Origin of the sequence: Ciceribacter sp. T2.26MG-112.2, from assembly GCF_900492205.1 — a bacterium.
Classification (GTDB): domain Bacteria; phylum Pseudomonadota; class Alphaproteobacteria; order Rhizobiales; family Rhizobiaceae; genus Allorhizobium; species Allorhizobium naphthalenivorans_A.
This window is the reverse complement of the sequence record NZ_UEYQ01000010.1, coordinates 67752-93503: the sequence shown is the minus strand read 5'-3', so window position 1 is coordinate 93503 and position 25752 is coordinate 67752. Positions and strand designations below refer to the sequence as shown.

18 protein-coding genes are annotated in these 25752 nt (G+C 62.9%); 8 read left to right on the top strand and 10 right to left on the bottom strand.

The window, feature by feature from the left end:
* The first annotated feature begins 138 nt into the window (after positions 1-138).
* Complete coding sequence (locus tag DYZ14_RS15290; RefSeq protein ID WP_154721471.1) at positions 139-4926, top strand: NAD-glutamate dehydrogenase; 4788 nt, start codon at positions 139-141, stop codon at positions 4924-4926.
* 109 nt (positions 4927-5035) lie between these two features.
* Positions 5036-6373: an MFS transporter gene (locus DYZ14_RS15285; protein ID WP_154721507.1), complete on the top strand. Its 1338-nt coding sequence runs from the start codon at positions 5036-5038 to the stop codon at positions 6371-6373.
* 51 nt (positions 6374-6424) lie between these two features.
* On the opposite strand, the gene purH is transcribed toward DYZ14_RS15285, so the two are convergent.
* The 4 genes from purH to htpX form a co-directional block, all read right to left on the bottom strand.
* Positions 6425-8041: a bifunctional phosphoribosylaminoimidazolecarboxamide formyltransferase/IMP cyclohydrolase gene (purH, locus tag DYZ14_RS15280; protein WP_154721470.1), complete on the bottom strand. Its 1617-nt coding sequence runs from the start codon at positions 8039-8041 to the stop codon at positions 6425-6427.
* 96 nt (positions 8042-8137) lie between these two features.
* Positions 8138-9814: a heparinase II/III family protein gene (locus DYZ14_RS15275; protein WP_154721469.1), complete on the bottom strand. Its 1677-nt coding sequence runs from the start codon at positions 9812-9814 to the stop codon at positions 8138-8140.
* Between the two features lie 188 nt (positions 9815-10002).
* A complete protein-coding gene (locus tag DYZ14_RS15270) occupies positions 10003-11394 on the bottom strand; it encodes an RsmB/NOP family class I SAM-dependent RNA methyltransferase (protein WP_154721468.1) in 1392 nt (463 codons plus the stop codon).
* Complete coding sequence (htpX, locus tag DYZ14_RS15265) at positions 11385-12347, bottom strand: zinc metalloprotease HtpX (protein WP_154721467.1); 963 nt, start codon at positions 12345-12347, stop codon at positions 11385-11387. Before htpX ends, DYZ14_RS15270 begins: the two co-directional genes overlap by 10 nt.
* A 108-nt stretch (positions 12348-12455) precedes the next feature.
* On the opposite strand from htpX, the gene DYZ14_RS15260 reads away from it, so the two are divergent.
* Both DYZ14_RS15260 and DYZ14_RS15255 read left to right on the top strand, forming a co-directional pair.
* Positions 12456-12689: a DUF1674 domain-containing protein gene (locus tag DYZ14_RS15260; protein ID WP_154721466.1), complete on the top strand. Its 234-nt coding sequence runs from the start codon at positions 12456-12458 to the stop codon at positions 12687-12689.
* 51 nt (positions 12690-12740) lie between these two features.
* Positions 12741-13199 (top strand): thermonuclease family protein, encoded by a 459-nt coding sequence (locus tag DYZ14_RS15255; RefSeq protein WP_154721465.1) that lies wholly within the window; start codon positions 12741-12743, stop codon positions 13197-13199.
* Positions 13200-13317: 118 nt separating this feature from the next.
* Here the strand turns inward: DYZ14_RS15255 and acs are convergent, their stop codons facing one another.
* Positions 13318-15270, bottom strand: a complete 1953-nt coding sequence (acs, locus tag DYZ14_RS15250) for an acetate--CoA ligase (RefSeq protein WP_154721464.1) — start codon at positions 15268-15270, stop codon at positions 13318-13320.
* A gap of 237 nt (positions 15271-15507) precedes the next feature.
* On the opposite strand from acs, the gene DYZ14_RS15245 reads away from it, so the two are divergent.
* Positions 15508-16209, top strand: a complete 702-nt coding sequence (locus DYZ14_RS15245) for a DUF1013 domain-containing protein (RefSeq protein WP_115671411.1) — start codon at positions 15508-15510, stop codon at positions 16207-16209.
* Positions 16210-16279: 70 nt separating this feature from the next.
* On the opposite strand, the gene DYZ14_RS15240 is transcribed toward DYZ14_RS15245, so the two are convergent.
* Positions 16280-18190: a propionyl-CoA synthetase gene (locus DYZ14_RS15240; protein ID WP_154721463.1), complete on the bottom strand. Its 1911-nt coding sequence runs from the start codon at positions 18188-18190 to the stop codon at positions 16280-16282.
* Positions 18191-18332: 142 nt separating this feature from the next.
* On the bottom strand, positions 18333-18992 hold the full coding sequence (locus tag DYZ14_RS15235; protein WP_154721462.1) for a YggS family pyridoxal phosphate-dependent enzyme: 660 nt from the start codon (positions 18990-18992) through the stop codon (positions 18333-18335).
* A gap of 200 nt (positions 18993-19192) precedes the next feature.
* On the opposite strand from DYZ14_RS15235, the gene leuS reads away from it, so the two are divergent.
* From leuS to holA, 3 genes are read left to right on the top strand one after another with little or no spacing between them, the layout of a single operon-like run.
* Complete coding sequence (gene leuS / locus DYZ14_RS15230) at positions 19193-21820, top strand: leucine--tRNA ligase (protein ID WP_154721461.1); 2628 nt, start codon at positions 19193-19195, stop codon at positions 21818-21820.
* Positions 21810-22331, top strand: coding sequence for an LPS assembly lipoprotein LptE (lptE, locus tag DYZ14_RS15225; protein ID WP_232365560.1), 522 nt, complete (start codon positions 21810-21812; stop codon positions 22329-22331). The genes leuS and lptE overlap by 11 nt, the downstream gene beginning before the upstream one ends.
* 13 nt (positions 22332-22344) lie before the next feature.
* Positions 22345-23391: a DNA polymerase III subunit delta gene (gene holA / locus DYZ14_RS15220; protein ID WP_154721460.1), complete on the top strand. Its 1047-nt coding sequence runs from the start codon at positions 22345-22347 to the stop codon at positions 23389-23391.
* A gap of 5 nt (positions 23392-23396) precedes the next feature.
* Here holA and DYZ14_RS15215 read toward each other — a convergent pair whose 3' ends face one another.
* Genes DYZ14_RS15215 through rsmG form a run of 3 tightly spaced genes read right to left on the bottom strand, consistent with a single transcriptional unit; the run spans position 23397 to position 25740 of the window.
* The gene (locus DYZ14_RS15215) at positions 23397-24278 is read right to left on the bottom strand and encodes a ParB/RepB/Spo0J family partition protein (RefSeq protein WP_154721459.1); all 882 of its coding nucleotides are present in this window, start codon (positions 24276-24278) and stop codon (positions 23397-23399) included.
* Between the two features lie 32 nt (positions 24279-24310).
* Positions 24311-25105 (bottom strand): ParA family protein, encoded by a 795-nt coding sequence (locus tag DYZ14_RS15210; RefSeq protein ID WP_154721458.1) that lies wholly within the window; start codon positions 25103-25105, stop codon positions 24311-24313.
* Positions 25102-25740 carry a 16S rRNA (guanine(527)-N(7))-methyltransferase RsmG gene (gene rsmG, locus DYZ14_RS15205; protein ID WP_154721505.1) on the bottom strand — a complete coding sequence of 213 codons (639 nt, stop codon included), beginning with the start codon at positions 25738-25740 and terminating at the stop codon, positions 25102-25104. The genes DYZ14_RS15210 and rsmG overlap by 4 nt, the downstream gene beginning before the upstream one ends.
* Positions 25741-25752: the final 12 nt, after the last annotated feature.

Sequence of the window (25752 nt, the reverse complement as noted above, 5' to 3'; positions counted from 1 at the left end):
CCGTCAATCACGGCCTGCAAGTTATCGCCTATCCCAATGCCGGAAATTTCCATAGGAATCGAGAAGCCATCTATGTCTTGGTAAGGTCTTTTGTTGTACAAACGTGCAACATGCGAATGACATTGGAGGGAGTGAACAATGGTCGCGAGCAAGAAGTCCCGGCGGGAGCAGCAGTTCGAAAGCGCACGCCACATCGCCGCGGCCGCCGGCGAAACCTTTGTCGACCCGGGAATTCTCTTCGGCCGTGCCAGCAATGACGATCTCGACCTCTACACCCCGGACATGCTGGCCGTCTCGGCCATTCGCGCGGCAGCGGACCTTGCCGCCTGGGACGGCGAGGCTCCCCGCATCGCGATCGAGACGGCAACCAAGGTGACCCTGGACGGCGCTTCCGTCAGCATCCTGTCGATCGTCGACCGCAACAAGGCCTTTCTCTATGATTCGGTGATGGGCGAGGTGACAAGCGTCTACCGCGACATTTCCATGGCGGTCCATCCCATCCTGACGCTGGCTGAAGGCGGAGAGGTGAGCCTCTCCACACCGGAAGACGAGGCAGCCGGCGCCACAAGGGTGAGCTACATGCAGATCCACCTGGCGCCACTCAGCCCGGAACAGGCGAGGGCGCTGGAGCAGCGTCTTTCCGGCGTGCTTGCCGCGGTCAAGCTGGCCTTTACCGGCTGGAAGCCGATGCTTGCCCTGCTCGATTCGGCGATGCAGGAACTGTCGACGACCGTCGCCGGCCGCCGCAAGGCTGATCGCGACGAGGCCCTCGCCTTTCTCGACTGGCTGCGCAAGGACAACTTCACCTTCCTCGGCATGCGCGAATACATCTATTCCGGCGAAGGCGCGAACGCTAAGGTCGAGCGCAGCCTCGGCCAGGGACTGGGCATCCTCTCCGACCCGGACGTTCTGGTATTGCGCCAAGGCAAGGATGCGGTGACCACGACGCCGGAAATTCTCGCTTTCCTGCAGGGCCCGGACTTCCTCATCGTCACCAAAGCCAACGTCAAATCGGTGGTCCACCGGCGCGCCTACATGGATTATGTCGGCATCAAGCGCTTCGGACCCGACGGCAAGGTGATCGGCGAATTGCGCATCGTCGGCCTGTTCACGGCAACGGCCTATACGCGCTCGGTCAACCAGATTCCCCTCCTGCGCGCCAAGGTCGACAAGGTCATCAGCCATTTCGACTTCGACCCGCAGAGCCATTCCGGCCGTATCCTCGAGAACACGCTGGAATCCTATCCACGCGACGACCTGTTCCAGATCGATACCGAGCTTCTGGCCAAATTCTGCGAACAGATCAACGATCTCGCCGAACGGCCGCGCGTGCGCGTCCTGCCGCGCATCGATCAGTTCGACCGCTTCGTGTCGCTGATCGTCTATGTGCCGCGCGAAGATTACAACTCGATCGTCCGCGAAAAGATCGGCAACTATTTCAAGACCGTCTATGACGGACATGTCTCGGCCTATTACCCGGCTTTCCCGGAGGGCGGAGTGGCCCGCGTCCACATCATCATCGGACGTTCCGAGGGCAAGACGCCGCGCATCGCGCAGGCCAAGCTGGAGGAGGCGGTCCGCAAGATCACGGCCCGCTGGGACGACCGTTTTGCCGCACTGGCCGGCAGCGACGCGCCGAGGCTTTCCGTCACCCAGGCCTTCCAGGAGGCCTTCACCGCCGAAGAAGCGGTCGAGGACCTGCGCCATGTGAAGGCTTGCCGCGACGGCGCGCCGATCTCCATCGCCTTCCATGAGGTCGAGGGCGAGGATCACCCGCTGCTCTATCTCAAGATTTTCCATGCCGGCGCTCACCTACCGCTCTCGCGCCGCGTCCCGCTGCTCGAAAACCTGGGCTTCAACGTCATCAGCGAACGCACTTTCGACATCGGCCTTGACGAGGGAACGGATCAGGAAGGGCTCGTCGTGCTGCACGACATGGAACTGCAGGTTCAGAGCGGCCGCGGCTTCGACATCGCCTCGCAGGGCGAACTGATCGAGGAAGCCTTCGTCCTGGCGTTCACCGGCATGCTCGACAATGACGCATTCAACCGCCTGGTCATGACCGCCGGCCTGACCGCCCGCCAGGCAAACGTGCTGCGCGCCTATGCAGCCCATCTGCGCCAGTGCGGTTTCGTCTATTCGCCGCGCCATATCGCCGATACGCTCTTCAAGCATCCCGCCATCGCCGCAGGCATTCTGGGCCTGTTCGAGCTGACCTTCGATCCGAAGCTTTCCGACAAGGCGCGCCAGCGCAGGAAGCAGGAAGCGCGCGGCGAACTCGAGGCCGCGCTCGCATCGGTGCCGAGTCTCGACGAAGACCGGATCCTGCGCCGATACGTCAATTCGGTCGATGCAACCCTGCGCACCAACTATTTCCAGCCGGCTTATGCCACCGGCCATCGTCCGATGCTGGCCTTCAAGTTGGACCCGCAGCGCCTCGAGGGCCTGCCGGAGCCCAAGCCCTTCCGCGAGATCTTCGTCTACGGGGTCGAGGTCGAAGGCGTTCACCTTCGCTTCGGCAAGGTCGCCCGCGGCGGCCTGCGCTGGTCGGACCGCGCCCAGGACTATCGCACCGAGGTGCTTGGCCTCGTCAAGGCACAGCAGGTGAAGAACGCGGTGATCGTGCCGGTCGGCGCCAAGGGCGGCTTCTTCCCCAAGCAGCTGCCGGTCGGCGGCAGCCGCGATGCCTGGCTTTCCGCCGGGACCGAAGCCTACAAGACCTATGTGACAACGATGCTGTCGATCACCGACAACATCGGCGGCGGCAATGTCGTGCCGCCAACCGACACCGTCCGTCTCGACGAGGACGATCCCTATTTCGTCGTCGCCGCCGACAAGGGCACGGCCACCTTCTCCGACACCGCCAACGGCCTGGCGCAGGCCGCCGGCTTCTGGCTGGATGACGCCTTTGCCTCCGGTGGATCGGCGGGCTACGACCACAAGAAGATGGGCATCACCGCAAGGGGTGCCTGGGAAGCGGTCAAGCGCCACTTCCGCGAGATGAACATCGACATCCAGACGACGCCTTTTACCGTCGCCGGCGTCGGCGACATGTCGGGCGACGTATTCGGCAACGGCATGCTGCTGTCGGAGAAGATCCGTCTCGTCGCTGCTTTCGACCATCGTGACATCTTCATCGATCCCGATCCGGACACATCCACCTCCTTTGCCGAGCGCAAGCGCATGTTCGCCCTGCCGCGCTCGAGCTGGCAGGACTATGACAGGAAGCTCCTCTCCAAAGGCGGAATGATCATTTCCCGCACCGAGAAATCGGTCACGCTGACGCCCGAGGCCGCCGCCGCGATCGGTCTCGACAAGATGGTGGCAACGCCGTTCGACATCATGAACGCCATCCTGAAGGCGCCGGTCGATCTTCTCTGGTTCGGCGGCATCGGCACCTACATCAAGGCACCGGACGAGGCGGACGCAGAAGTCGGTGACCGCGCCAATGACGCCATCCGTGTCACCGGTGGGGAGGTGCGTGCCAAGGTGATCGGAGAGGGCGCCAATCTCGGCGTCACCCAAAAGGGGCGCATCGCCTATGCGCTTGCCGGAGGCCGCCTGAATTCGGACGCGATCGACAATTCGGCCGGTGTCAATTCCTCCGACGTCGAGGTCAACATCAAGATTGCCTTTTCCTCGGCTCTCACCGAGAAGCGGTTGAGCCGCGACAAGCGTGACAAGCTGCTCGCCGAGATGACCGACGAGGTGGCCTCGCTGGTCCTGCGCAACAATTACCTCCAGACGCTGGCGATCTCGCTGATCGAGCGAAAGGGCACCGCCAATCGCGAAGAGCTCGGCCGCCTGATGACCTACCTGGAAGAGCTCGGCCGGCTGAACCGCAAGGTCGAGGTTTTGCCGGACGACGCCACGCTTTCGGAGCGCTATGCGTCGGGCAAGCCGCTGACGCGGCCCGAGATCGGCGTTCTGCTCTCCTATGCCAAGATCGTGCTGTTCGATCAGCTGGTCGCTTCCGACCTTCCGGACGATCCCTATTGCGAGAGCGCCCTCACCCACTATTTCCCCGCCAAGATGCGCAAGACGTTTGCGGCCGACATTGCCGGGCATCGCCTCCACCGCGAGATCATCGCGACCGTACTGGCGAACCACGCGATCAACCGCGGCGGTCCCGGCTTCATCGCGGCAATCGGCGATGCGACAGGCGCCCTGCCGCCGCAGATCGTCAAGGCGGCGCTCATCACCCGCGACGGCCTGGGGCTTCCGGCCATCTGGGACAAGATCGACGCGCTGGATGCGAAGATACCCGGCGAGGCGCAAAACAGGCTGCATGCCATTGCCGCCCGCGTCTATGCCGGAACGACGCGCCTCCTGGTCGAGACGGGCATGGCCTCAGGCGACCTTTCCGAGGCCCTGGCACGGCTCAAGACTGCCGTAAAGGCGTCGAAGCAGGCCTTCGGCACAACCCTTCCGGCCCATCTGAAGACCATGCTCCAGCATGAGGTCGGCGAACTGGTCGAGGCGGGCGCGCCTGCCGATCTGGCCGAGGAGGTGGTCGGACTGTTGACACTGGTGCTGGTGCCCGAAGTGATGCAGATCGCGGCGCGCACGCAGGCACCGTTGGCAAGGGTGGTGGAGGGTTACTTCGCCGTCTCCGACGTCTTCCGCATCGACCGGATTCTGGTCGCCGGCAGCCGCATCGTCAGCAATGATCACTATGAAAGCCTCGCTCTCGCCCGCAGCCTCGACCAGATCGCCGCGGCACGCCGCAATATCGTCGTCTCGGCGTTCACCCGCCATGGCGCGGATAAACAGCCGGTCGAGGCGTGGCTCTCGGCGGCGCGGCAAAGGGTCGAGCGCCTCGGCGGCGAGCTGGCCGCGCTGAGCGAAACCAGCGACACCAGCCTGGCCAAGATCACCGTGGCGGCCGGCCTGCTGAGTGACCTTGCGAACGACGGGACAAGATGACAGTCTCCGCCCCGAGATAGCGGGGAAGGGACTACCTGTGACGGACTTGGCAGATGCGGCGGGTGACCGTCGCCGAAGTGGAATCTACAGTCGTGGCGTGGTGGGCTGGATGCTGTTCGATTGGGCAGCCCAGCCCTTCTTCACGGTGATCACCACCTTCATCTTTGGCCCCTACTTCGTCTCGCGGATGACGAGCGACCCTATCGCCGCCCAGGCGACCTGGAGCAACATGGCGACGATCTCTTCGGTCATCATCGCCGTGCTGTCGCCCATACTGGGCTCGATCGCCGACGAATCCGGCTCACGGAAACCGTGGATCGCCTTTTTTGCGGCGATCAAGATCGCCGCCCTCTGCCTGCTGTGGACCGCCGCGCCCGGCTCCTCGGTCGCCTTCATCGTCCTCCTGATGGTACTGGCCACCACTGCGGCCGAATTCTCGATCGTCTTCAACGATTCGATGATGACCCGGCTCATCGGCCAGAAGGACGTGGGGCGCGTGTCCAACATCGCCTGGGGCATGGGCTATCTCGGCGGCATGATCGTGCTGATCAGCGTCGTGCTGTTCATCGCCGCGAGCCCGGAAACCGGCAAGACGATCCTCGGCACCACGCCGCTGTTCGGGCTCGATCCGGCGACGGGCGAGGATGCCCGCATCACCGGGCCGATCTCGGCTCTATGGTATCTGGTCTTTATCCTGCCCATGTTCTTCTTCACGCCCGATGCGACCCGCGGCAAGCCGCTGACCACGGCGGTACGCTCCGGTCTCGCAGAGCTCGGCAGCACGCTCCGGGAGCTGAAGCACAAGCCTGGCGTTTTCCGCTTCCTCGTCGGGCGCATGATCTATCAGGACGGCGTCAACGGCCTCTTGACGCTGGGCGGCATCTTCGCCGCGGCGATGTTCGGTTGGCATACGATGGAAATCGGCATTTACGGCATCATCCTCAACGTCATCGCAATCTTCGGCTGCGTGGCGGCAAGTTCGCTCGACCGCTGGCTCGGTTCGAAATTCGTCGTGGTGCTGGCGCTGCTGCTACTGCTGGCCGCCACGCTGGGCATGATCTCTACAGGGCCGGACTTTACCCTGTTTGGCCTGATCGACCTGCCGATCGGATCCACCGACGGCCTGTTCTCCACCCCGGCCGAAAAGGCTTATATCCTCTATGGCCTGCTGATCGGCGTTTCCTTCGGACCCGTGCAGGCCTCCTCGCGCTCCTATCTGGCGCGCAGCGTCAGCCCGGCGGAAGCCGGGCGCTATTTCGGCATCTACGCACTCTCCGGCCGCGCCACCAGCTTCATGGCGACGCTGTCCTTTTCGCTGCTCACCTACTGGACGGGATCGGCGCGCATCGGCATGGCGAGCCTGATCATCTTCCTGCTGGGCGGCCTGCTGATCCTGCTGAGGACGCCGTATCCCGCCGCCCATCCGGCAAGACCGCTCGAGCCATGAGAAAAGGCCCGGTTTCCCGGGCCTTTGCTGGATAGTCGATAAACTCCGCGATCAGTGGCGGAAGTGGCGGATGCCGGTGAAGACCATCGCCACATTATGTTCGTCGGCAGCGGCGATGACTTCGGCGTCGCGCATCGACCCGCCGGGCTGGATGACGGCGGTGGCACCGGCGGCGATTGCCGCGAGCAGGCCGTCGGCGAAGGGATAGAAGGCTTCCGAGGCAACCGCCGAGCCCTTGGTCAGCGGTTCGGCCAGACCCAGCGCCTTGGCGGCATCCTCGGCCTTCAGCGCCGCGATGCGCGCGGAATCGACGCGGCTCATCTGGCCGGCACCGATGCCGGCCGTCTGGCCGTCCTTGGCGTAAATCACGGCGTTCGACTTGACGTGCTTGGCGATCTTGAAGGCGAACTTCATGTCTTCCAGCTCGGTCGGGGTCGGCGCGCGCTTGGTGACGACCTTGAGTTCGAGATCCTCGACCATGACATTGTCGCGCGACTGGACGAGCAGGCCGCCGGAAACCGTCTTGGCGACGATGCCGCGGGCGCGCGGATCGGGAAGAGCCCCGGTGGTCAGAAGACGCAGGTTCGGCTTGGCGGCAATGATCGCCTTGGCTTCGTCGCTGACGGAGGGAGCAATGATCACCTCGGTGAACAGCTTGACGATTTCTTCCGCCGTTGCCGCATCGAGCATCTGGTTGAGCGCGATGATGCCGCCGAAGGCCGAGGTCGAATCACAGGCCAGTGCCCGCTTGTAGGCCTCCACCAGGCTCGGGCCGGTGGCCACGCCGCAAGGGTTGGCGTGCTTGATGATCGCGCAGGCCGGGCCGTTTTCGGCCGGGAATTCGGCAACCAGCTCGAAGGCCGCGTCGGTGTCGTTGATATTGTTGTAGGAAAGCTGCTTGCCCTGCAGAAGGGTCGCGGTGGCAACTCCCGGCCGCTGGTCGCCGGTGACATAGAAGCCGGCGCTCTGGTGCGGGTTTTCGCCATAGCGCATGGCTTCCTTCAGCGAGCCGCCGATGGCGCGATACTGCGGCATTTCGATCGACAGGGCCTCGGCGAACCAGTTGGAGATGACGGCGTCATAGGCTGCCGTGCGGGCAAAGGCCTTGGCGGCGAACTGCTGGCGCAGCGCGTAGGTGGTCTGGCAATCGTCGGCTTTCAGCGCGTCGAGCAGGGCCGGGTAGTCGGACGGATCGGTCAGCACGGTGACATAGGCATGGTTCTTGGCTGAGGCACGGATCATCGCCGGGCCGCCGATGTCGATGTTCTCCACCGTCGTCGGATAGTCGCCGCCGGCGGCGCGGACTTCCTCGAAGGGATAGAGATTGATGACCGCAAGATCGATGCTCTCGATGCCGTGCTGGCGCATTGCGGCGACATGGTCTTCGTCGTCACGGATCGCCAGCAGGCCGCCATGCACGTTCGGATGCAACGTCTTGACGCGGCCGTCCATGATTTCGGGGAAGCCCGTGATTTCGGAGACGTCGGTGACCGGCAGACCCGCCCCAGCGATCGCCTTGTGCGTACCGCCGGTGGACAGCAGGCGAACGCCCATGGCGCTGAGCGCCTGCGCCAGTTCCACGATGCCGCTCTTGTCGGAGACCGACAGCAGGGCGGTGCGGATTTTCACGCGGTCGGGAACGGGGATTTTCTTGGATGCGACGGCCATGGTTCTGCTCCGATCTGATCTGCCGCGCCGCTTGAGATGGGAGATCGCGAGCGCGATGCCGCCGCCTAGCACAGCTGACCGGAGGATGGAACCATTCTATGCGTGATGGGCGAGAAACCAGCGTATTTCCGGGCCCTGGAAGGCCAGTTCCAGCTGTTGCGAAGGCCGCACCCCGGAGGCATCGGCGAAGAAGACGTCCTCGCCGATCGCAAGCTCCCCCGCAGGAATGGAAAACGTCCAGCTCTCGCCGTCCTGGGCCAGCAGCCGCACCCGGCGCTCATCGATCCGCTCGAGCGTGATTGCCGGATGAATGTGGAAGCGAGCAATCGCCGGTTCCGCCGGGGCTTCGGTGCACGGCGTGCCATCCGGCTTGAGGAACCGGTCGCGCCCGGCGATCTTGTTGCCCGCTTCATTCACGCGGATCTCGCGCTCGTGCAATAGGCCGAACTTGCTCAGATAGCCGTCATGGCTCGCGCACAGGCGGTCACTCGCATCGGGTCCGGTCTGGCGCGAAACATCGACCTTCGACACGCCGGCGACCATGACCGGTCCGAGATAATCGGAAGTGGAGAACCTCGCTGAGGAGGCCGTACCGATGCACACGGTCGAATGGGCGGCCGTGGTGCGCGCCAATTGCCTGAGCTTTTCGCCGGCAAAGCGCGGCAAGCCGCTGTTGATGATGAAACGATGGCGTCCGGAGGAAAGCTCGAACGACAGGCAACCGGCATGGGCGGTTCGTGACAGTTCGGCGGAAATCGGCAGACCGGTATCGACCAGCAGAACCGTACCGCCCGCCGCCATGCGATGATACTGCGAATGGGGCAGGGCCTTGAACGGCTGGCCGGCCGTCTCGTCATAGCGCAGCACGGACATCAGGTCGTTGGCGAGCGTCGAGCTCGCCCCGTTGAACAGGGCGAGATCGCCACTCTGATGACGGAAGAAGCGAATGGCCGGATACATGCGGTCGATCGCCGGGATCAGCTTCACCGGAACATCGTGGCCGAGATTGATATAGGTCTGCCGCAGGGGCAGCAGATCGAAGAGCAGGTCGACGGCGGCTTGCGGATTGCGCGACACATGCCCGCCATCGGGGAGGATCTGCCGATCGATCTCACGATCGAGTTCGCGCGCGGCCCGCCGGATTGCCGAGCCCCGCGCCTCCATCGAGATCGAGGCCATGGCAAGCGCAATGCGCAGCCGCAGGCGCGGAAGCCCTGCCGGCGCATATCGCGCACAGCGACGAAGATAACGGACCTGAAAGGAAAGACTGCCGAGAAAGCGCCGGTAGAAACCGCTTTCGGCATCCTGAAGCACGACGGTCGAATGGGAAAGCCAGGCGATGATCCGCTGGGCGATCACATCGACTTCCCAGGCCACCCCGTCTATCCGCGAACCGTGCAGCTCGATCCAGTCGTCGACCAGTGCCCGGGCATTGGCGCAGGCAGCACTGCTCTTGTCGGAACGGATGTGGCGCAGCCAGGAAAAGGCGTGCAGCCGGACGGCGAAGTGATAGGAGGGCAGTTCCAGCAGGAACGGTGACTGGCTTCCCGCATCGAGAACCCGCCCGGCCAGCGGGAAGCGACCCTGGTAGATTTCTTCCGCGACGAAGGGATCGATGGCGCGCAGATCGGTCGGGGCAACGATCAGACGGTGCGACACCGCGCCCGGCAGACCGACCGCCAGCGCCCGTGGCGGCGCCAGGCTGCGGAACACCCGGCGGGACGTTTCCGCGAGATAGAGATAGACCAGCCTCTGGCGTTGCGTCAGTCGCATCGTCTTTCCAAGCCGTGACGCTGGAACCGATCCGGGGTGGACACCACGCATGGCCGTACCGTCCCGATCCGCCCCATCGTCCGCCTCTTTGTTCGGATCCTGTCCGTCAACCTGTCGTCGCAGCACCTGCCCGACGAGCCGACGACCGCGCATTCCCTCAAAGTCTAACAATTCTGGTGAAATTTCCGTTAAATTTTAGCGATGACGCAAGCATAAAAGCCGTCAAGGCCACCGTCTGCGGCCAGCATGGCCGGGGTCGTGCGGATTTCGCCGCGCGGGGTGATGGCCTGTTCGAGACCGGGCCAGTTGGAAGCCTTCATCTCGATGCGCCGAAAATCCGGACAATCGGCGAGCACCCGGGCCACCATGTCCTCGCCTTCGAGCGGGTCCAGCGAGCAGTTGGAAAAGACCACCACCCCGCCCGACCCGACCAGCGTCAGGGCATGGCGCAACAGGCGTTCCTGGAGCTCCGCCAGCTTGGCGATATCGGCCGGCCCCTTGGTCCACGGCACGTCCGGATGGCGACGCATGGTACCGGTCGAGGAACAGGGCGCATCGAGCAGAACCGCGTCGAAAGCTTGCTCGGGGCGAAAGTCGAGCAGGCTGGCCAGCACGCAATCGGCTTTCAAGCCGAGACGAGCCAGATTACCCTCGAGCCTTTTCAGGCGCGACTGTGATTGCTCGACTGCGGTCACTTCGGCGCCCAGGGCAATAAGCTGGGCGGTCTTGCCGCCGGGCGCCGCGCACAGATCGGCGACGCGTTTGCCACGAATGTCGCCAAACAGCCTGGCCGGGATGGCCGCTGCCGCGTCCTGGACCCACCATGCGCCTTCGTCGAATCCGTCGAGCGCCGGGATGGCGCCGCGGAACTTTTCCAGCCGCACGCTGCCGGTCGGCAGCACCTTGCCGTTCAGCTTCTCCGCCCAGAGCGCAGCATCATGCTTGACCGTCAGGTCGATGGCCGCCGGTTGCAGCTGGGCTTCGGCGATGGCGAGCGCTGTTTCGCGCCCGTAGATAGTCGTCAGTCGCTCGAGGAACCAGGTCGGGAGGCAGGGAAGCGAGGCAACGCTTGCAAGAAGCGCATCCTTCTCGCGGCCGATCCGGCGCAGCAGTGCATTGACCAGCTTGGCGAAACGGCGATTGCGCGGATCCCGGTTTGCCTGTTCGACGGCGAGATCGACGGCCGAATGATCCGGAACATCGAGATAGAGCATCTGCGCGGCCGCGATGATCAACAGGTGCTTGAGCGAACGGGCGCCCTCCGGCAGCGGCGTATCGAGCAGGCTGTCGAGGATCGCCTCGATGCGGGGAAGGTGCCTGAGCGCGCTGTGCAGGATGGCCCGCACCAGCGCACGGTCGGCTTCGGAGAGATCGCGAACCGCAGGGTTGCCATGTTCGGCATCCAGCATGCCGTCGAGCGATGTCTTCTTGTCGAGCACCGCGCCGAGGATCTTGGTCGCGGCAATGCGCGCATCGAGCCCGGCCTTTTCGGCGAGGTCAGTCCGCCGAGCCGAACCTGCAGGTCGTCCGGCTTTGAAATTCTTTGATTTTCCGCGCGATTTCTCGTCGTTCAAGACCATGGACCTTTGGGTGGTTCGGAGCCGCCGCGACCCCACCCGGTGTTCGGGACGGAACGCGCCTTACGTGGCGCATTAGCAGTGCGTTCCGGCCGCGTCGATCCCCCAGTTGCGCTTTCCTGCATGTCGAGCAGGGCGGCGATCCGGTTTTCCGTGTTCGGATGCGTGGAAAACAAGTTGTCCATGCGGTGACCGGAGAGCGGATTGATGATGAACATATGGGCCGTGGCCGGATTGCGCTCGGCGTCGTCGTTTTCGATATGCGAGGCATCACCGGCGATCTTCGCCAGAGCAGAAGCCAGCCAGCGGGGATTGCCGCAGATCTCGGCACCGCGCCGGTCGGCGGCATATTCCCGGGTCCGGCTGATCGCCATCTGCACCAGCATGGCCGCCAGCGGCGCAACGATCATGGCGATCAGCACGCCGACGAAGCCGAGCGGATTGTTGCGGTCATCGCGATTGCCGCCGAAGAGGAAGGCGAAGTTCGACAGCATGGAGATCGCGCCGGCAAGCGTCGCCGTCACCGTCATGGTCAGCGTATCACGATTTTCGACATGCGCCAGTTCATGCGCCATGACGCCGGCCACTTCCTCCGGCGTGAGACGCTGGAGAAGGCCTGTGGAGGCGGCGACGGCCGCGTTCTGCGGATTGCGACCGGTGGCAAACGCATTCGGTTGCGGGTTGTCGAAGACATAGACCCGCGGCATGGGCAGCCCGGCATTGGCCGACAGATCGCGGACCATGCGATAGAATTCTGGCGCGCTGCTCTCGTCGACCTCCTGCGCATGATAGGCGGACAACACCATGCGGTCGGAGTTCCAGTAGGAGAAGAAATTCATGCCGGCGGCGACGACGAAGGCGATCAGCATGCCCGTCTGGCCGCCGATCAGGTAGCCGACCCCCATGAACAGGGCCGTCATGAAGGCGAGCAGCATGGCGGTACGCATCATATTCATCGCTTCTCTCCGTCGGCAGGAACAATTCACGGCTTGGTTGGCGCGCCGGACTGCACTAGATGTAAATTGCCCCAGCCAAGTTTCAATGATCGCCGGAATGAATCGGACATGAGCGCAAACGCCGACAACGACAATCTACGGACCGCACCGGACCAGCCAGACACCGGACAGCCGCCGCGCAAGCCGCTGACCGAAGCAGCCAAGCGTGCCCTGGCCGAGGCGGAGGAACGCCGGAGGGCCGAGCAGAATGCGGAGCCCGCGCCGGAAATCGGCGGACGCGGCGGCGCCGATCCGGCCCGCTTCGGCGACTGGGAGATCAAGGGCCGGGCGATCGACTTCTGATCTGAATAAAAGCCTATTGATAAGCGCGCGTGATAGGAATATGTTCCAGTCATGCGCAATCACCCTTTCCATGCCACGATATGCATACTGGCCCTGCTCGGCGCGGTCTTCACCGCTCGGCAGAGCGTGGCTGCGGAACAGATCGCCGGCCCGGTCGCGGCCGAACTGATCCGGGTGATCGACGGAGACACGGTGCTGGTGAGCGCCATGCCTTGGCCGGACCATCATGTGAAGACCTATGTTCGTTTGCGGGGGATCGATGCGCCGGAGCTGAAATCGCGCTGCCCGGCCGTCCGTAGCGCGGCACTGGAGGCCCAGTCGATCCTCACCGAGTTGTTGAAAGCCTCGCCCGTTGTCGCGCTCACCGAGATTTCTGGCGACAAGTATTTCGGGCGCGTCGTCGCGGCGCTCACCCTTGCCGACGGAAGCGATCCGGCCGCCGCCCTGCTCTCCGCCGGCCTGGTCAATCCCTACCGGGGCGGGCGAAAGAAGACTGCTACCTGCTCCTGAACGCGGCCCGGCACAAGCACTTGCTGTCGCTGATCGGGGACACGACTGTTGAGGCTTGAAACGGCAAAGGCCCCTCCGAACGAACGGAGAGGCCTTCTGGTTTGCCGTGGCAGGAGCGTCAGGCGATCTTGTTCTGCCGGTTGGCGATCAGGTCGTCGACAACGCCCGGATCGGCCAGGGTCGAAGTGTCGCCCAGCGCGCCGAAATCGTCCTCGGCAATCTTGCGCAGGATACGGCGCATGATCTTGCCGGAGCGGGTTTTCGGCAGGCCGGGTGCGAACTGGATCTTGTCCGGCGTCGCGATCGGCCCGATCTCCGAACGCACGTGCTTGATCAGTTCCTGGCGAAGGGCTTCGTCGCCTTCGTGCTCCGCCATGAGGGTAACGTAGCAGTAAATACCCTGGCCCTTGATGGCATGCGGATAGCCGACGACCGCAGCCTCCGAGACGAAATGGTGCGATACGAGCGCCGATTCCACCTCAGCCGTGCCGAGGCGGTGGCCCGAGACGTTGAGCACGTCGTCGACGCGGCCGGTGATCCAGTAATAGCCGTCCTCGTCGCGCCGGCAGCCGTCACCGGTGAAATATTTCCCCTTATAGGTGGAGAAATAGGTCTCGGCAAAGCGGTGGTGATCGCCGTAGATCGAGCGGGCCTGGCCCGGCCAGCTGTCGGTGATGCAGAGATTGCCGTCGGTGGCGCCCTCGAGCACATTGCCCTCGTTGTCGACCAGCTGCGGCTTGACGCCGAAGAAGGGCAGGGTGGCCGAACCGGGCTTGAGATCGGTCGCGCCCGGCAGCGGCGAAATCAGGATACCGCCGGTTTCGGTCTGCCACCAGGTATCGACGATCGGCGACTTCTGCTCGCCGACGACGTTGTAGTACCATTCCCAGGCTTCCGGATTAATCGGCTCGCCGACCGAGCCGAGCAGGCGCAGCGAGGAACGCGAAGAGCGCTTGACGAACTGGTCGCCGGCCCCCATCAGCGAGCGGATCGCGGTTGGTGCGGTATAGAAGACATTGACCTTGTGCTTGTCGATGACTTCCCAGAAGCGACCCTGGTCGGGGAAGTTCGGAACGCCCTCGAACATCAGGGTGGTGGCGCAATTGGCGAGCGGCCCGTAGACGATGTAGGAGTGGCCGGTGACCCAGCCCACGTCCGCGGTGCACCAGTAGATTTCGCCGTCCTTGTAGTCGAAGACATATTCGTGCGTCATCGAGGCATAGACGAGATAGCCGCCGGTGGTGTGCACGACGCCCTTCGGCTTGCCGGTCGAGCCCGAGGTGTAGAGGATGAACAGCGGATCTTCCGCCTTCATCTTGACGGGCGGGCAGTCCGGCTTCGCCTTGGCGGTTTCCTCGTGGTACCAGAGGTCGCGGCCCGGCGCCCAGCCGATCTTGCCACCGGTGCGGCGCACGACGAGAACCTTGTTGACGATCACATACTGCTTCGCGGCGATGTCGATCGCGGTATCGGTGTTTTCCTTGAGCGGTACCGGCTTGCCGCCGCGCAGGCCCTCGTCGCAGGTGATGACGAAGGTCGATTCGCAGTCGACGATGCGGCCGGCGAGCGCGTCCGGAGAGAAGCCGCCGAACACCACCGAATGGATTGCGCCGATGCGGGCGCAGGCCAGCATCGCATAGGCCGCTTCCGGGATCATCGGCATGTAGATGGTGACGCGGTCACCCTTCTTGACGCCCTGGTCCTTGAGCACGTTCGCCAGGCGGCAGACGTTGTCGTAGAGCTGGTTGTAGGTGATCTTCTTGTCGATGTAGGGGTTGTCACCTTCCCAGATGATCGCGGTGCGTTCGCCATGGGTCTTCAGGTGCCGGTCGATGCAATTGTAGGAGACGTTGGTAAGGCCGTCCTCATACCACTTGATCGACACCTTGCCCTTGAAATTGGTGTTCTTCACCTTGGTATAGGGCTTGAACCAGTCGATCCGCTTGCCATGCTTGTCCCAGAATTTTTCCGGGTTTTCGATGCTCTCTTCGTACCACCGCTGGTACTTGTCCTTGTCGATCAGGGCACGGCTTTTCGCCGATTTGAGCACCGGATAGATCTTGGCTGACATGAACACCTCCTCATGTTGACGCGCCAACTATTCTTCAGGCCGCAGGCACTCCTCCCGAGACCCCTGTGCGTCATTCATAGCAGCTAAAGAGGCTACAGCAATTAGACAAAGGTCATTCGCAAGCAGGTGAATTGCATTCGTCGCCTTTTGGAGATATATAGCCGTTGATTTCCGGAAATTGTGGTTGAGACCCACGGCCCGCGGCTCCCGGCGCGGACGCAGAGAAGGATTGTTTCCATGGCTCAGACATTGCTCATGCCGAAGGCGACGGCCGTATGGCTGGTCGACAACACCGCGCTGTCATTCGACCAGATCGCGCAGTTCTGCAAGCTTCATCCGCTCGAGGTGAAGGCGATCGCAGACGGCGAAGCAGCACAGGGCATCAAGGGTCTCGATCCGATCGCCACCGGCCAGCTTTCGCGCGATGAAATCGCCAGGGCCGAGAAAGACGTCAACTACAAGCTGAAGCTTTCCGAGCCGAAGGTACGCGTTCCCGACAGTAAGCGCCGCGGCCCGCGTTACACCCCGGTATCGAAGCGCCAAGACCGCCCGAACGCCATTCTCTGGCTGGTGCGCAACCATCCCGAACTGAAGGACGCGCAGATTTCGCGCCTCGTCGGCACGACCAAGTCGACGATCGAGCAGATCCGCGACCGTACCCACTGGAACTCGACCAACCTGACGCCGATGGATCCGGTGACGCTTGGCCTGTGCAGCCAGATCGATCTCGACATGGAAGTGGAAAAGGCCTCCAAGGGCCGTCCGTTGCCGACCGCCGCCGAGCTCGGCGCCACGCTCCAGGCCGCCAGCGAGACCGAGAACCTCGGCTTCAGCTACGAGCGCGAGGAAGAAAAGGAAATCGACGCCAATGCCGTCTTCGCCAAGCTCAAGTCTCTGAAGTCGGATCGCACCGAAGACGAAGACGACGATCGCTTCTGATCCACGGATCACGTCCAAAAATTAGGCCCCGGTCAGCTATCGTTGACCGGGGCTTTTTCTTGCGCAGCGTTTACTTGGCCATGCCGTGCTGCTTCAAGACGACCGTGATCTCGTCGAGGATCGCCGGATCATCGATCGTCGCCGGCATTTTCCACGGCATGCCGTCGGCGATCTTCTGCATCGTGCCGCGCAGGATCTTGCCGGAGCGGGTCTTCGGCAGTCGCTCGACCTTCATCACGTTCTTGAAGGCGGCAACCGGGCCGATCTCGTCGCGGACCAGCTGCACGATCTCGCGCTCGATCACCTTGAAGTCGCGGTTGACGTTGTGCTTCAGCACCAGGAAGCCGCAGGGGATCTGGCCCTTCAACTCATCGGCGATGCCGATGACGGCGCATTCGGCGACATCCGGATGCATCGCGCAGACTTCCTCCATCGCCCCTGTCGACAGACGGTGACCGGCGCAGTTGATGATGTCGTCGGTGCGCGCCATGACGTAGACATAGCCATCCTCGTCGACAAGGCCGGCATCGGCCGTCTTGTAGTAGCCCGGGAACTCTTCGAGGCAGGACGAACGAAACCGCTCATCGGCATTCCAGAACGTGACCAGGCAGCCGGGCGGAAGCGGCAGCTTGACGACGATGTTGCCGAGCGTGCCGCGTGGCACCGGATGACCGGCGTCGTCCAGCACATCGATCGCATAGCCGGGCATGGCGACGGCCGGCGAGCCGTACTTGACCGTAAGCAGGCCGAGACCGGCGGGGTTCGCGGCCACCGGCCAGCCCGTTTCCGTCTGCCACCAATGGTCGATGACCGGGACATCGAGGATCTTCTCGGCCCATTTGATGGTTTCGGTATCGGCGCGCTCGCCGGCGAGGAAGAGCGCACGCAGGCCCGAGGTGTCGTGCTTGCGGGCAAACTCACCGTCCGGATCGTCGCGGCGGATGGCGCGGAAGGCGGTCGGCGCGGTGAACAGCACCTTGACGTCATGGTCGGCGACGACGCGCCAGAACGTACCCGCATCCGGTGTTCCGACCGGCTTGCCCTCGAACAGGATCGTGGTGTTGCCGGACAGCAGCGGGCCATAGACGATATAGGAATGGCCGACGACCCAGCCGATGTCGGACGCCGCCCAGAAGACCTCGCCCGGCTTCACGCCGTAGATGTTTTCCATTGTCCAGGCGAGCGCGACCATATGGCCGCCATTGTCGCGAACGACGCCCTTCGGCTGGCCGGTCGTGCCCGACGTGTAGAGGATATAGAGCGGATCCGTTGCCGCGACGGGCTCACAGGCGACCTGGGTACCATTGACCTTCTCGACCTCGACAGCCTTGGCGAGATCGACGTCGCCATGCTCGTAGCGAAGCGCAGCGTGATGCTGATCGCGCTGCAGGACGAAGGAATATTCCGGCTTGACCTGGGCCATGTCGATGGCGTGGTCGAGAAGCGGCTTGTAGGGAACGACACGTCCGGGTTCCAGGCCGCAGCTGGCGCTGATCACCGCCTTGGCATTGCAGTCGTCGATGCGGGTCGCAAGCTCATGCGCGGCGAAACCGCCGAACACCACGGAATGGATCGCGCCGATGCGGGCGCAGGCGAGCATGGAAAACACCGCTTCCGGAATCATCGGCATGTAGATGATCACGCGATCACCCTTGCCGATGCCATGGTTCTTCAAGACCGCCGCGACCGCCTGCACCTCGGCGAGCACTTCGTCATAAGTGAAGCTCTGTTTTGCTCCGGTCATCGGGCTGTCGTAGATGATCGCCTTCTGCGTACCACGGCCGGCGGCAATCTGACGATCGAGACAGTTGTGGCAGGTATTGGTCTCGGCGCCCGGGAACCAACGACCGTAGACCCCAGCCTCCGCATCAAATACCTTGTCGGCGGGCTTGAACCAGTCGAGCCTTTCCGCCTGGGCCTGCCAGAATCCCTCGGGGTCGCCCATCCATGAGTGATAGGTTTCCAGATACTTCCCCTGCATGAATTCCTCCCGATGCGACGCAAGACCATCTGCGTATTTTGCCGCAATAGTAAGGAGCAGGCCTACATCTGGAAAGTAGACGAAAGCGGTATGCCCGCAGCGGTTGCGGGTGTTCGCGAGACGATTGGTCGTCAGTCCGCGCTCAGCGCGCCCCGAAGATCGCCGATCCGACCCGGACACTCGTCGCGCCGAAGCCGATCGCCGTTTCGAAATCGCCGGACATGCCCATCGACAGTTTCTCGACACCATTCTCCGCAGCGAGCTTGGCCAGCAAGGCGAAATGCGGCCCCGGATATTCATCGGCCGGGGGAATGCACATGAGACCCTCGATCGGAAGGCCGATCTCGTCTCGGCACAGCGAGAGGAAGGCGGGGACATCGTCGGGGGCTATCCCGGCCTTCTGCGGTTCCATGCCGGTGTTCACCTGCACATAGAGACGTAAGCTGCGGCCCTGTCGCTTCATCTCCTCAGCAAGCGAGCGGGCAATTTTCTCACGATCAACGGTTTCGATCACGTCGAACAGCGCGACCGCGTCGGCAGCCTTGTTCGACTGCAACGGGCCGATCAGATGCAATTCGATGCCGTCGGTCTCCTGCCTGAGACCCGGCCATTTTCCTAGTGCTTCCTGGACGCGGTTCTCGCCGAAGACGCGTTGTCCGGCAGAAATCACCGGGCGAATCTGATCGGCGTCGAACGTCTTGGAAACGGCGACCAGCTGAACGGAATCCGGCTTACGTTCGGCTTCGACGGTCGCCTTTTTCACCCTTGAGCGGATATCGGCCAGTCTCTGTTCAATCGTCATCATCATACTCGTCCGGATTCTAGCATCGAAACCCATCATCGCTCCGGTCCCGGCCACCAGACGGGCGCCGAAGCGATGCTCTCTCCATGGCTTGTAGCAGCGACCGGCAAATCGCCGCAATGGGCTGCAAAACTTGACGCTTGGCCGGTTTCGTGGTGAAGGTCGGCGCATCCTTCCTAGCTATTCCGGAAATGCGAAATATGGCCACCGAACGTTACAATCCGCGCGACGCCGAGCCCCGCTGGCAGGCGAAATGGTCCGAAGCAGGCGTCTTCGTTACCGATAACAACGACAAGCGCGAAAAGTATTACGTCCTCGAGATGTTCCCCTATCCGTCGGGGCGCATCCACATGGGCCATGTGCGCAATTATGCGATGGGCGACGTGGTTGCGCGCTACAAGCGCGCCCGCGGCTATAATGTCCTGCACCCGATGGGCTGGGACGCCTTCGGCATGCCGGCGGAAAACGCCGCCATGCAGAACAAGGTTCATCCGAAGGAGTGGACCTACCAGAACATCGCCACCATGCGGGGCCAGCTGAAATCGATGGGCCTGTCGCTCGACTGGTCGCGCGAGTTCGCCACCTGCGACGTCGAATACTACCATCGCCAGCAGTACCTCTTCCTCGACATGATGGAGAAGGGCCTGGTCTATCGCAAGCAGTCCAAGGTCAACTGGGACCCGGTCGACCATACGGTGCTTGCCAACGAACAGGTCATCGAAGGGCGCGGCTGGCGTTCCGGCGCGCTCGTCGAACAGCGTGAACTGACCCAATGGTTCTTCAGGATCACCGACTTCAGCCAGGACCTGCTCGACGCGCTGGATACGCTCGACCAGTGGCCGGAAAAGGTGCGGCTGATGCAGAAGAACTGGATCGGCCGCTCGGAAGGCCTGACGTTGCGCTGGGAGATCGCAGGTTCGGCACCGGCCGGTCATTCCGAGGTCACCGTCTACACCACCCGTCCCGACACCCTGTTCGGCGCCTCCTTCCTGGCAATCGCCGCCGATCATCCGCTGGCCAAGGCAGTTGCGGAAGACAACGCCGAGATTGCCGCCTTCTGCGACGAATGTCGTCGCGCGGGCACCTCCCTGGCAGCGCTGGAAACGGCCGAGAAGAGAGGCATGGACACCGGCGTCAAGGTTCGCCATCCCTTCGATCCCTCCTGGGAATTGCCGGTCTATGTCGCCAATTTCGTCCTGATGGACTACGGCACGGGCGCGATCTTCGGCTGCCCGTCGGGCGACCAGCGCGACCTCGATTTCGCCCGCAAGTACGACCTGCCGGTCGTGCCGGTGGTCATGCCGAAGGACGGTGATGCCGCGACCTTCACGGTGGGCGACACCGCCTATGACGGCGACGGCGTGATGATCAATTCGCGCTTCCTCGACGGTCTGGACACGGAAGAAGCCTTCAAGGTGGTCGCCGACCAGTTGTCGGAGAAGACGCTCGGCAATGCGCCGCAGGGCGAACGCAAGGTGCAGTTCCGCCTGCGCGACTGGGGCATTTCCCGCCAGCGCTATTGGGGCTGCCCGATCCCGGTCATCCATTGCGAGGCTTGTGGCGTCGTGCCGGTGCCGAAGAAGGATCTTCCGGTCAAGCTCCCGGACGACGTGACCTTCGACGTGCCCGGCAATCCGCTGGATCGCCATGCGACCTGGCGCCATGTCGCATGCCCGCAATGCGGCAAGGATGCGCGCCGTGAAACCGACACCATGGACACCTTCGTCGATTCCAGCTGGTATTTCGCCCGCTTCACCGCGCCGCGCGAGGATCTCCCGACGGTTCCGGCGATCGCCGACCACTGGCTGCCGGTCGACCAGTATATCGGCGGCATCGAGCATGCGATCCTGCACCTGCTCTATTCGCGCTTCTTTACCCGCGCCATGCGCGAGACCGGCCACGTGAACCTGAGCGAACCCTTCAAGGGCCTGTTCACCCAGGGCATGGTTGTGCACGAGACCTACAAGCTCGGTTCCGGCGCCCACGGACAATGGGTCGCGCCGGCCGACATCCGCATCGAGGAAGTCGATGGCGCGCGACGCGCCGTGCTGCTCGAGACCGGTGAGGAAGTGACGATCGGCTCGATCGAGAAGATGTCGAAGTCGAAGAAGAACGTCGTCGACCCGGATGACATCATCGCCTCTTACGGCGCCGACACCGCCCGGTTCTTCGTCCTGTCCGACTCGCCACCCGATCGCGACGTGATCTGGTCGGAAGCCGGCGTCGAGGGCGCGCATCGTTTCGTCCAACGCGTCTGGCGGCTGATTTCCGAAGCGTCCGAGGCAATGTCCTCGGTTGCTGCGAATCCGGCTAAAGAGGGTGCAGCCCTCGCCGTTTCCCAGGCTGCGCATCGCACGCTGGCCGCCGTGCAGGGCGATTACGACAAGCTCGCCTTCAACAAGGCGGTTGCCCGCATCTACGAACTCGTCAATGCGCTCGCCGGCCCGCTGACCGAAGTCGCCAATGGCAAGGCCGATGCGCCCATGATTGCTGCCGTGAAGAACGCGACGGAGATCCTGGTGCAGCTGATCAGCCCGATGACGCCGCATCTGGCGGAGGAATGCTGGCGCGTCCTCGGCCGCGAAGGACTGGTGGCCACGGCGACCTGGCCCGCATTCGATCCGGACCTGCTGCAGCTTGACGAAGTCGTTCTGCCGGTTCAGATCAACGGCAAGAAGCGCGCTGAATTGACAATCGGCCGCGACGCGGACCAAGATGCGGTAAAGGAAGCGGTTCTCGCACTCGACACCGTGAAATCGGCCCTGAACGGGCAGGCTCCGAAGAAGATCATCGTCGTTCCGTTGAGGATTGTGAACATTGTCGTCTGACCCCTTCCGCGTTCCGGCTCGCCGGACCAGCCTGCTGATCTGCCTCGGCCTTTCGATGCTGCTGGCTTCGTGCCAGGTGCGCCCTCTCTATGACGACACGGCAGCGACGCGTGAAAATCTCGGCGCGATCGCTTATTCGGACGCCGATGATCGGGCCGAACTGGAGGTTCGCAACCAGTTGATCTTCATGACCGGGGGAGGCGCGGGTGAACCCGCAGCGCCGCAGTATAGGGTAGACCTCAAGGTCGAGTCCGATCTGACCGGCGTCATGCTTGAGCAGTCGTCCGATACCGCCAGGGCCGGGCGAGTCACGGTCTCGGCCGACTACACGCTGGAACGGGTTTCGGACAATACCGTGCTGAAGGCCGGTCATCGCCAGGTGGTATCCCTGGTCGACTTCCCCGCCCAGGAATTTGCCAAGCTGAGGGCAGTGCGCGATGCCGAGAACCGCGCGGCGCGCGAACTTGCCGAACTGATCCGCGCCGATCTCGCCATGGTTCTCGGGCGCTGAGGGCGCCCGGACCATGGTCGAGGTCAAATCCCACGAATTCGAAGGCTTTCTGCAGAAGTCGGTCAAGTTCTACCGGATCTTTGTGATCTATGGGCCGGACCGCGGCCTGGTGGCGGAACGGGCGGCCCAGATCGCCGCAGCGACAGGGATCGACCTGGCCGACAGTTTCGCGCTGACACGGCTCGATGTCGGCGACATCACCTCCGATCCGGGGCGGCTGATGGACGAAGTCAACGCCCTCGGCCTCTTCGGGGGAGACAAGGTAGTGTGGGTTCGCGGCGCGGCCAATGAAAAGGCTCTGGTCGACGGATTGCAGATCATCGCCGAAACGCCGCCTGAGAGCTGCACGGTGATCATCGAGGCAGGAGACCTGAAAAAGGGTTCCGCGCTGCGCAAGGTGGCCGAGCCGGCGCGGACCGTGGCGATTGTCCCCTGCTATCAGGACGACGCCAAGGCACTGAATGCCCTGATCGATTCAGAACTCTCCGCCGCTGGCCAGCGGATCACCCCGGCGGCACGGCAATTACTGGCGGAATCACTGGGCGGCGACCGCATCGCGTCGCGCAACGAGATCCGTAAGCTTCTGCTCTATTGCCTGTATGAACCGATGATCGACGAATCTCACGTTACGGAAATCATCGGCGATGCCAGCGCAATCTCCACCGATGAAGTGGTCGACGCCGTTTTGTCCGGCGAACCGGATGCCTTCCTGCACGCCATACAGAAGATCGTCACGTCCAAGACGCCCGTCTTCCTGGTGCTGCAATCCTGCATGCGGCAGTTCCAGCAACTCGAACTGATGCGCATCGAAATGGAAGAACGCCAGCAGCAGGCCGGCCAGGTCATGCAATCGCATGGACGCGGCATTCACTTCCGCCGCAAGCCGATCATCGAGCGCGCATTGCGCAACTGGACGTCGAAGGATCTGGGCCGCGAGGCAAGCCGCATCCAGGCGACCATCCTGCAGAGCCGCCAGAAAGCGGCCCTGGAGGACAATCTGGCCATGCAGACGCTGCTGTCCTCCACGCTGCAATCGGCGCGACGCAACCGTCGCGCCTGACTGCGTCAGCCCCTGCCCTCGAGAAGGCGGCAGATCTCTTCCAGCTGCTCCAGGCTCTGATAGGTGATCTTGATCTGACCGCCGCTGCCCTTGTGATTGATGGCGACCGCCAGCCCCAAGCGATCCGTCAAGCTGCGCTCGAGCGCCACGGTATCCGAATCCTTCGGCTCGCGGGGCTCCGCAGGAGGGGCATTCTGCGCCTTGATATGGGTCTGGGCGAGCTTTTCAGCATCCCGGACCGAAAGGCCCTTCGCGGCAATGGTTTTGGCCAGGGTCACGGGATCCGGCGTCGAAACAAGCGCCCGGGCATGGCCTGCCGACAGGCTGCCCTCCGCCAGCATGTCGCGCACCGGTTCGGGCAGCTTCAGCAGGCGAAGGCTATTGGCGACGTGGCTTCGGCTCTTGCCGATGATCTCTCCGAGATCGTTCTGGGTGTAACCATGCTCGGCGATCAGCTGTTCGTAGCCGAGCGCCTCTTCGAGCGGGTTGAGGTCGGCGCGCTGGACGTTTTCCACGATCGCCAATTCGAGCGCGGTACGATCGTCCACGTCGCGAACGATCACGGGGATCTCGACCAGCCCGGCGAGCTGCGCTGCACGCCAGCGTCGTTCGCCGGCTATGATTTCAAACCGATCCTTGTCGCGTGTCCGCACCACGACCGGCTGGACGATGCCGTGTTGGCGAATGGAGCCGGCAAGGTCCTGCAACTCCGCCTCATCGAAATAACGACGGGGGTTCTTCGGGTTGCGAGCGACGAATTCGATCGGCACCGAACGGTCAGGATTGACGCTCGGACGGCTGTCACCGACCGGCAGCGGCTGGTCCATCTCGCCGATCAGGGCCGCCAGTCCCCGGCCGAGGCGCCGCTTGGAAAGATCGTCACTCATATATTATACTCCATAACAACCAACGCCGGCCACTACGCTGCCTTGCGTTGTCTTTCGCGCTGAATAACCTCCGAGGCCAGCTGCAAATAGGCTTGGCTGCCGGCACATTTCAGATCGTAGAGGATGGCCGGCTTGCCATAGGACGGCGCCTCGGAAACACGGACATTGCGGGGGATCAGCGTCGTATAGACCTTTTCCCCCAGATGCATCCGCACGTCGCTGACGACCTGTTGAGCCAGATTGTTGCGTGCATCGAACATGGTCAGCACGATCCCCTGGATATCGATGGATGGATTGACCGTCTGACGCACCTGGTTGATCGTTTCGAGCAGTTGGCTGAGCCCCTCCAAGGCAAAGAATTCGCATTGCAATGGCACCAGAACCGAATGGGCCGCCGCCATGGCATTCATCGTCAGCAGATTGAAGGAGGGCGGGCAATCGACCAGTACATAGCTGTAGCGGCGCGCTTCTTCGGTATTGAGCGCCTTCTTGAGCCGGAAGACACGATCCGGCTGTTGGGCGATCTCCATTTCGAAACCGAGCAAATCAAGCGTCGAGGGGACGATAGCCAGGTTGGGCACGGCCGTATCCAGCGCCGCTTCACTGACCGAATGGGTCCCGACCAAGACATCATAGGAGGACAGCTTGCGATCCCGACGATCGATACCCAAACCCGTGCTGGCATTGCCCTGCGGGTCAAGGTCGACGATCAGAACGCGCTCGCCGATCGCCGCGAGCGCCGTGGCCAGATTGATCGCGGTCGTCGTCTTGCCGACGCCACCCTTCTGGTTCGCAATGGTGATGATCCGATTTTTCTCGAGAGTCATTCCGCACCTGCCGCTGGTTGACTAAGGCGCCGGATTTTCGCCAGCTCCAGAATGACGGAGTCAGGCTCGATGGCACTCTGGTGTACTATCAGATCGAAGCCCCACCGACCACGGGCTTTCTCGATTTCCTGCTGGTAATCCCGACCTTTGTGGAAGTAGCAGCGGAGCAGAGGATTACGTACCGCCCATGGTTCCGCAAGCTCGATCAAATGGTCGAGTTCAGCCAGCGCCCTTGCGGAAATGGCATCGCAATCTGGCAGTTTCGTTTGCGCATCCTCGATCCGAATGGCGTGAACGGCGCCACGCGCACCCGTCTCGGTGATCGCCATCCGAAGGAAACTGGCCTTCTTATGGTTGCTCTCCACCATGTCGACCCAACCAGCACCTCCTTCCGCCAGCAGTATTGCGGTGATGACGCCTGGGAAACCGCCGCCGCTTCCGAGGTCGATCCAATGTTTCGGTCCCGGAGCAATCTTGAAGATCTGCGCGCTGTCGGCAATGTGTCGTTCCCAGAGATTATCCTTGGTGGACGGTGCGACGAGGTTGATCGTTCGCGCCCACTTCTGGAAAAGACTCGTAAAACGATCGAAGCGATCGAGCGTTTCACGTGAAACGTTTACACCGAGGACCTCCATGAAATTCTTCTC

Excerpts from the sequence above, each read along its gene's own strand:
- DYZ14_RS15290 (WP_154721471.1), top strand. The coding sequence starts at position 139 with ATGGTCGCGAGCAAGAAGTCCCGGCGGGAGCAGCAGTTCGAAAGCGCA.
- DYZ14_RS15285 (WP_154721507.1), top strand. The coding sequence starts at position 5,036 with ATGCTGTTCGATTGGGCAGCCCAGCCCTTCTTCACGGTGATCACCACC.
- purH (WP_154721470.1), bottom strand. The coding sequence starts at position 8,041 with ATGGCCGTCGCATCCAAGAAAATCCCCGTTCCCGACCGCGTGAAAATC.
- DYZ14_RS15275 (WP_154721469.1), bottom strand. The coding sequence starts at position 9,814 with ATGCGACTGACGCAACGCCAGAGGCTGGTCTATCTCTATCTCGCGGAA.
- DYZ14_RS15270 (WP_154721468.1), bottom strand. The coding sequence starts at position 11,394 with ATGGTCTTGAACGACGAGAAATCGCGCGGAAAATCAAAGAATTTCAAA.
- htpX (WP_154721467.1), bottom strand. The coding sequence starts at position 12,347 with ATGAATATGATGCGTACCGCCATGCTGCTCGCCTTCATGACGGCCCTG.
- DYZ14_RS15260 (WP_154721466.1), top strand. The coding sequence starts at position 12,456 with ATGAGCGCAAACGCCGACAACGACAATCTACGGACCGCACCGGACCAG.
- DYZ14_RS15255 (WP_154721465.1), top strand. The coding sequence starts at position 12,741 with ATGCGCAATCACCCTTTCCATGCCACGATATGCATACTGGCCCTGCTC.
- acs (WP_154721464.1), bottom strand. The coding sequence starts at position 15,270 with ATGTCAGCCAAGATCTATCCGGTGCTCAAATCGGCGAAAAGCCGTGCC.
- DYZ14_RS15245 (WP_115671411.1), top strand. The coding sequence starts at position 15,508 with ATGGCTCAGACATTGCTCATGCCGAAGGCGACGGCCGTATGGCTGGTC.
- DYZ14_RS15240 (WP_154721463.1), bottom strand. The coding sequence starts at position 18,190 with ATGCAGGGGAAGTATCTGGAAACCTATCACTCATGGATGGGCGACCCC.
- DYZ14_RS15235 (WP_154721462.1), bottom strand. The coding sequence starts at position 18,992 with ATGACGATTGAACAGAGACTGGCCGATATCCGCTCAAGGGTGAAAAAG.
- leuS (WP_154721461.1), top strand. The coding sequence starts at position 19,193 with ATGGCCACCGAACGTTACAATCCGCGCGACGCCGAGCCCCGCTGGCAG.
- holA (WP_154721460.1), top strand. The coding sequence starts at position 22,345 with ATGGTCGAGGTCAAATCCCACGAATTCGAAGGCTTTCTGCAGAAGTCG.
- DYZ14_RS15215 (WP_154721459.1), bottom strand. The coding sequence starts at position 24,278 with ATGAGTGACGATCTTTCCAAGCGGCGCCTCGGCCGGGGACTGGCGGCC.
- DYZ14_RS15210 (WP_154721458.1), bottom strand. The coding sequence starts at position 25,105 with ATGACTCTCGAGAAAAATCGGATCATCACCATTGCGAACCAGAAGGGT.
- rsmG (WP_154721505.1), bottom strand. The coding sequence starts at position 25,740 with ATGGAGGTCCTCGGTGTAAACGTTTCACGTGAAACGCTCGATCGCTTC.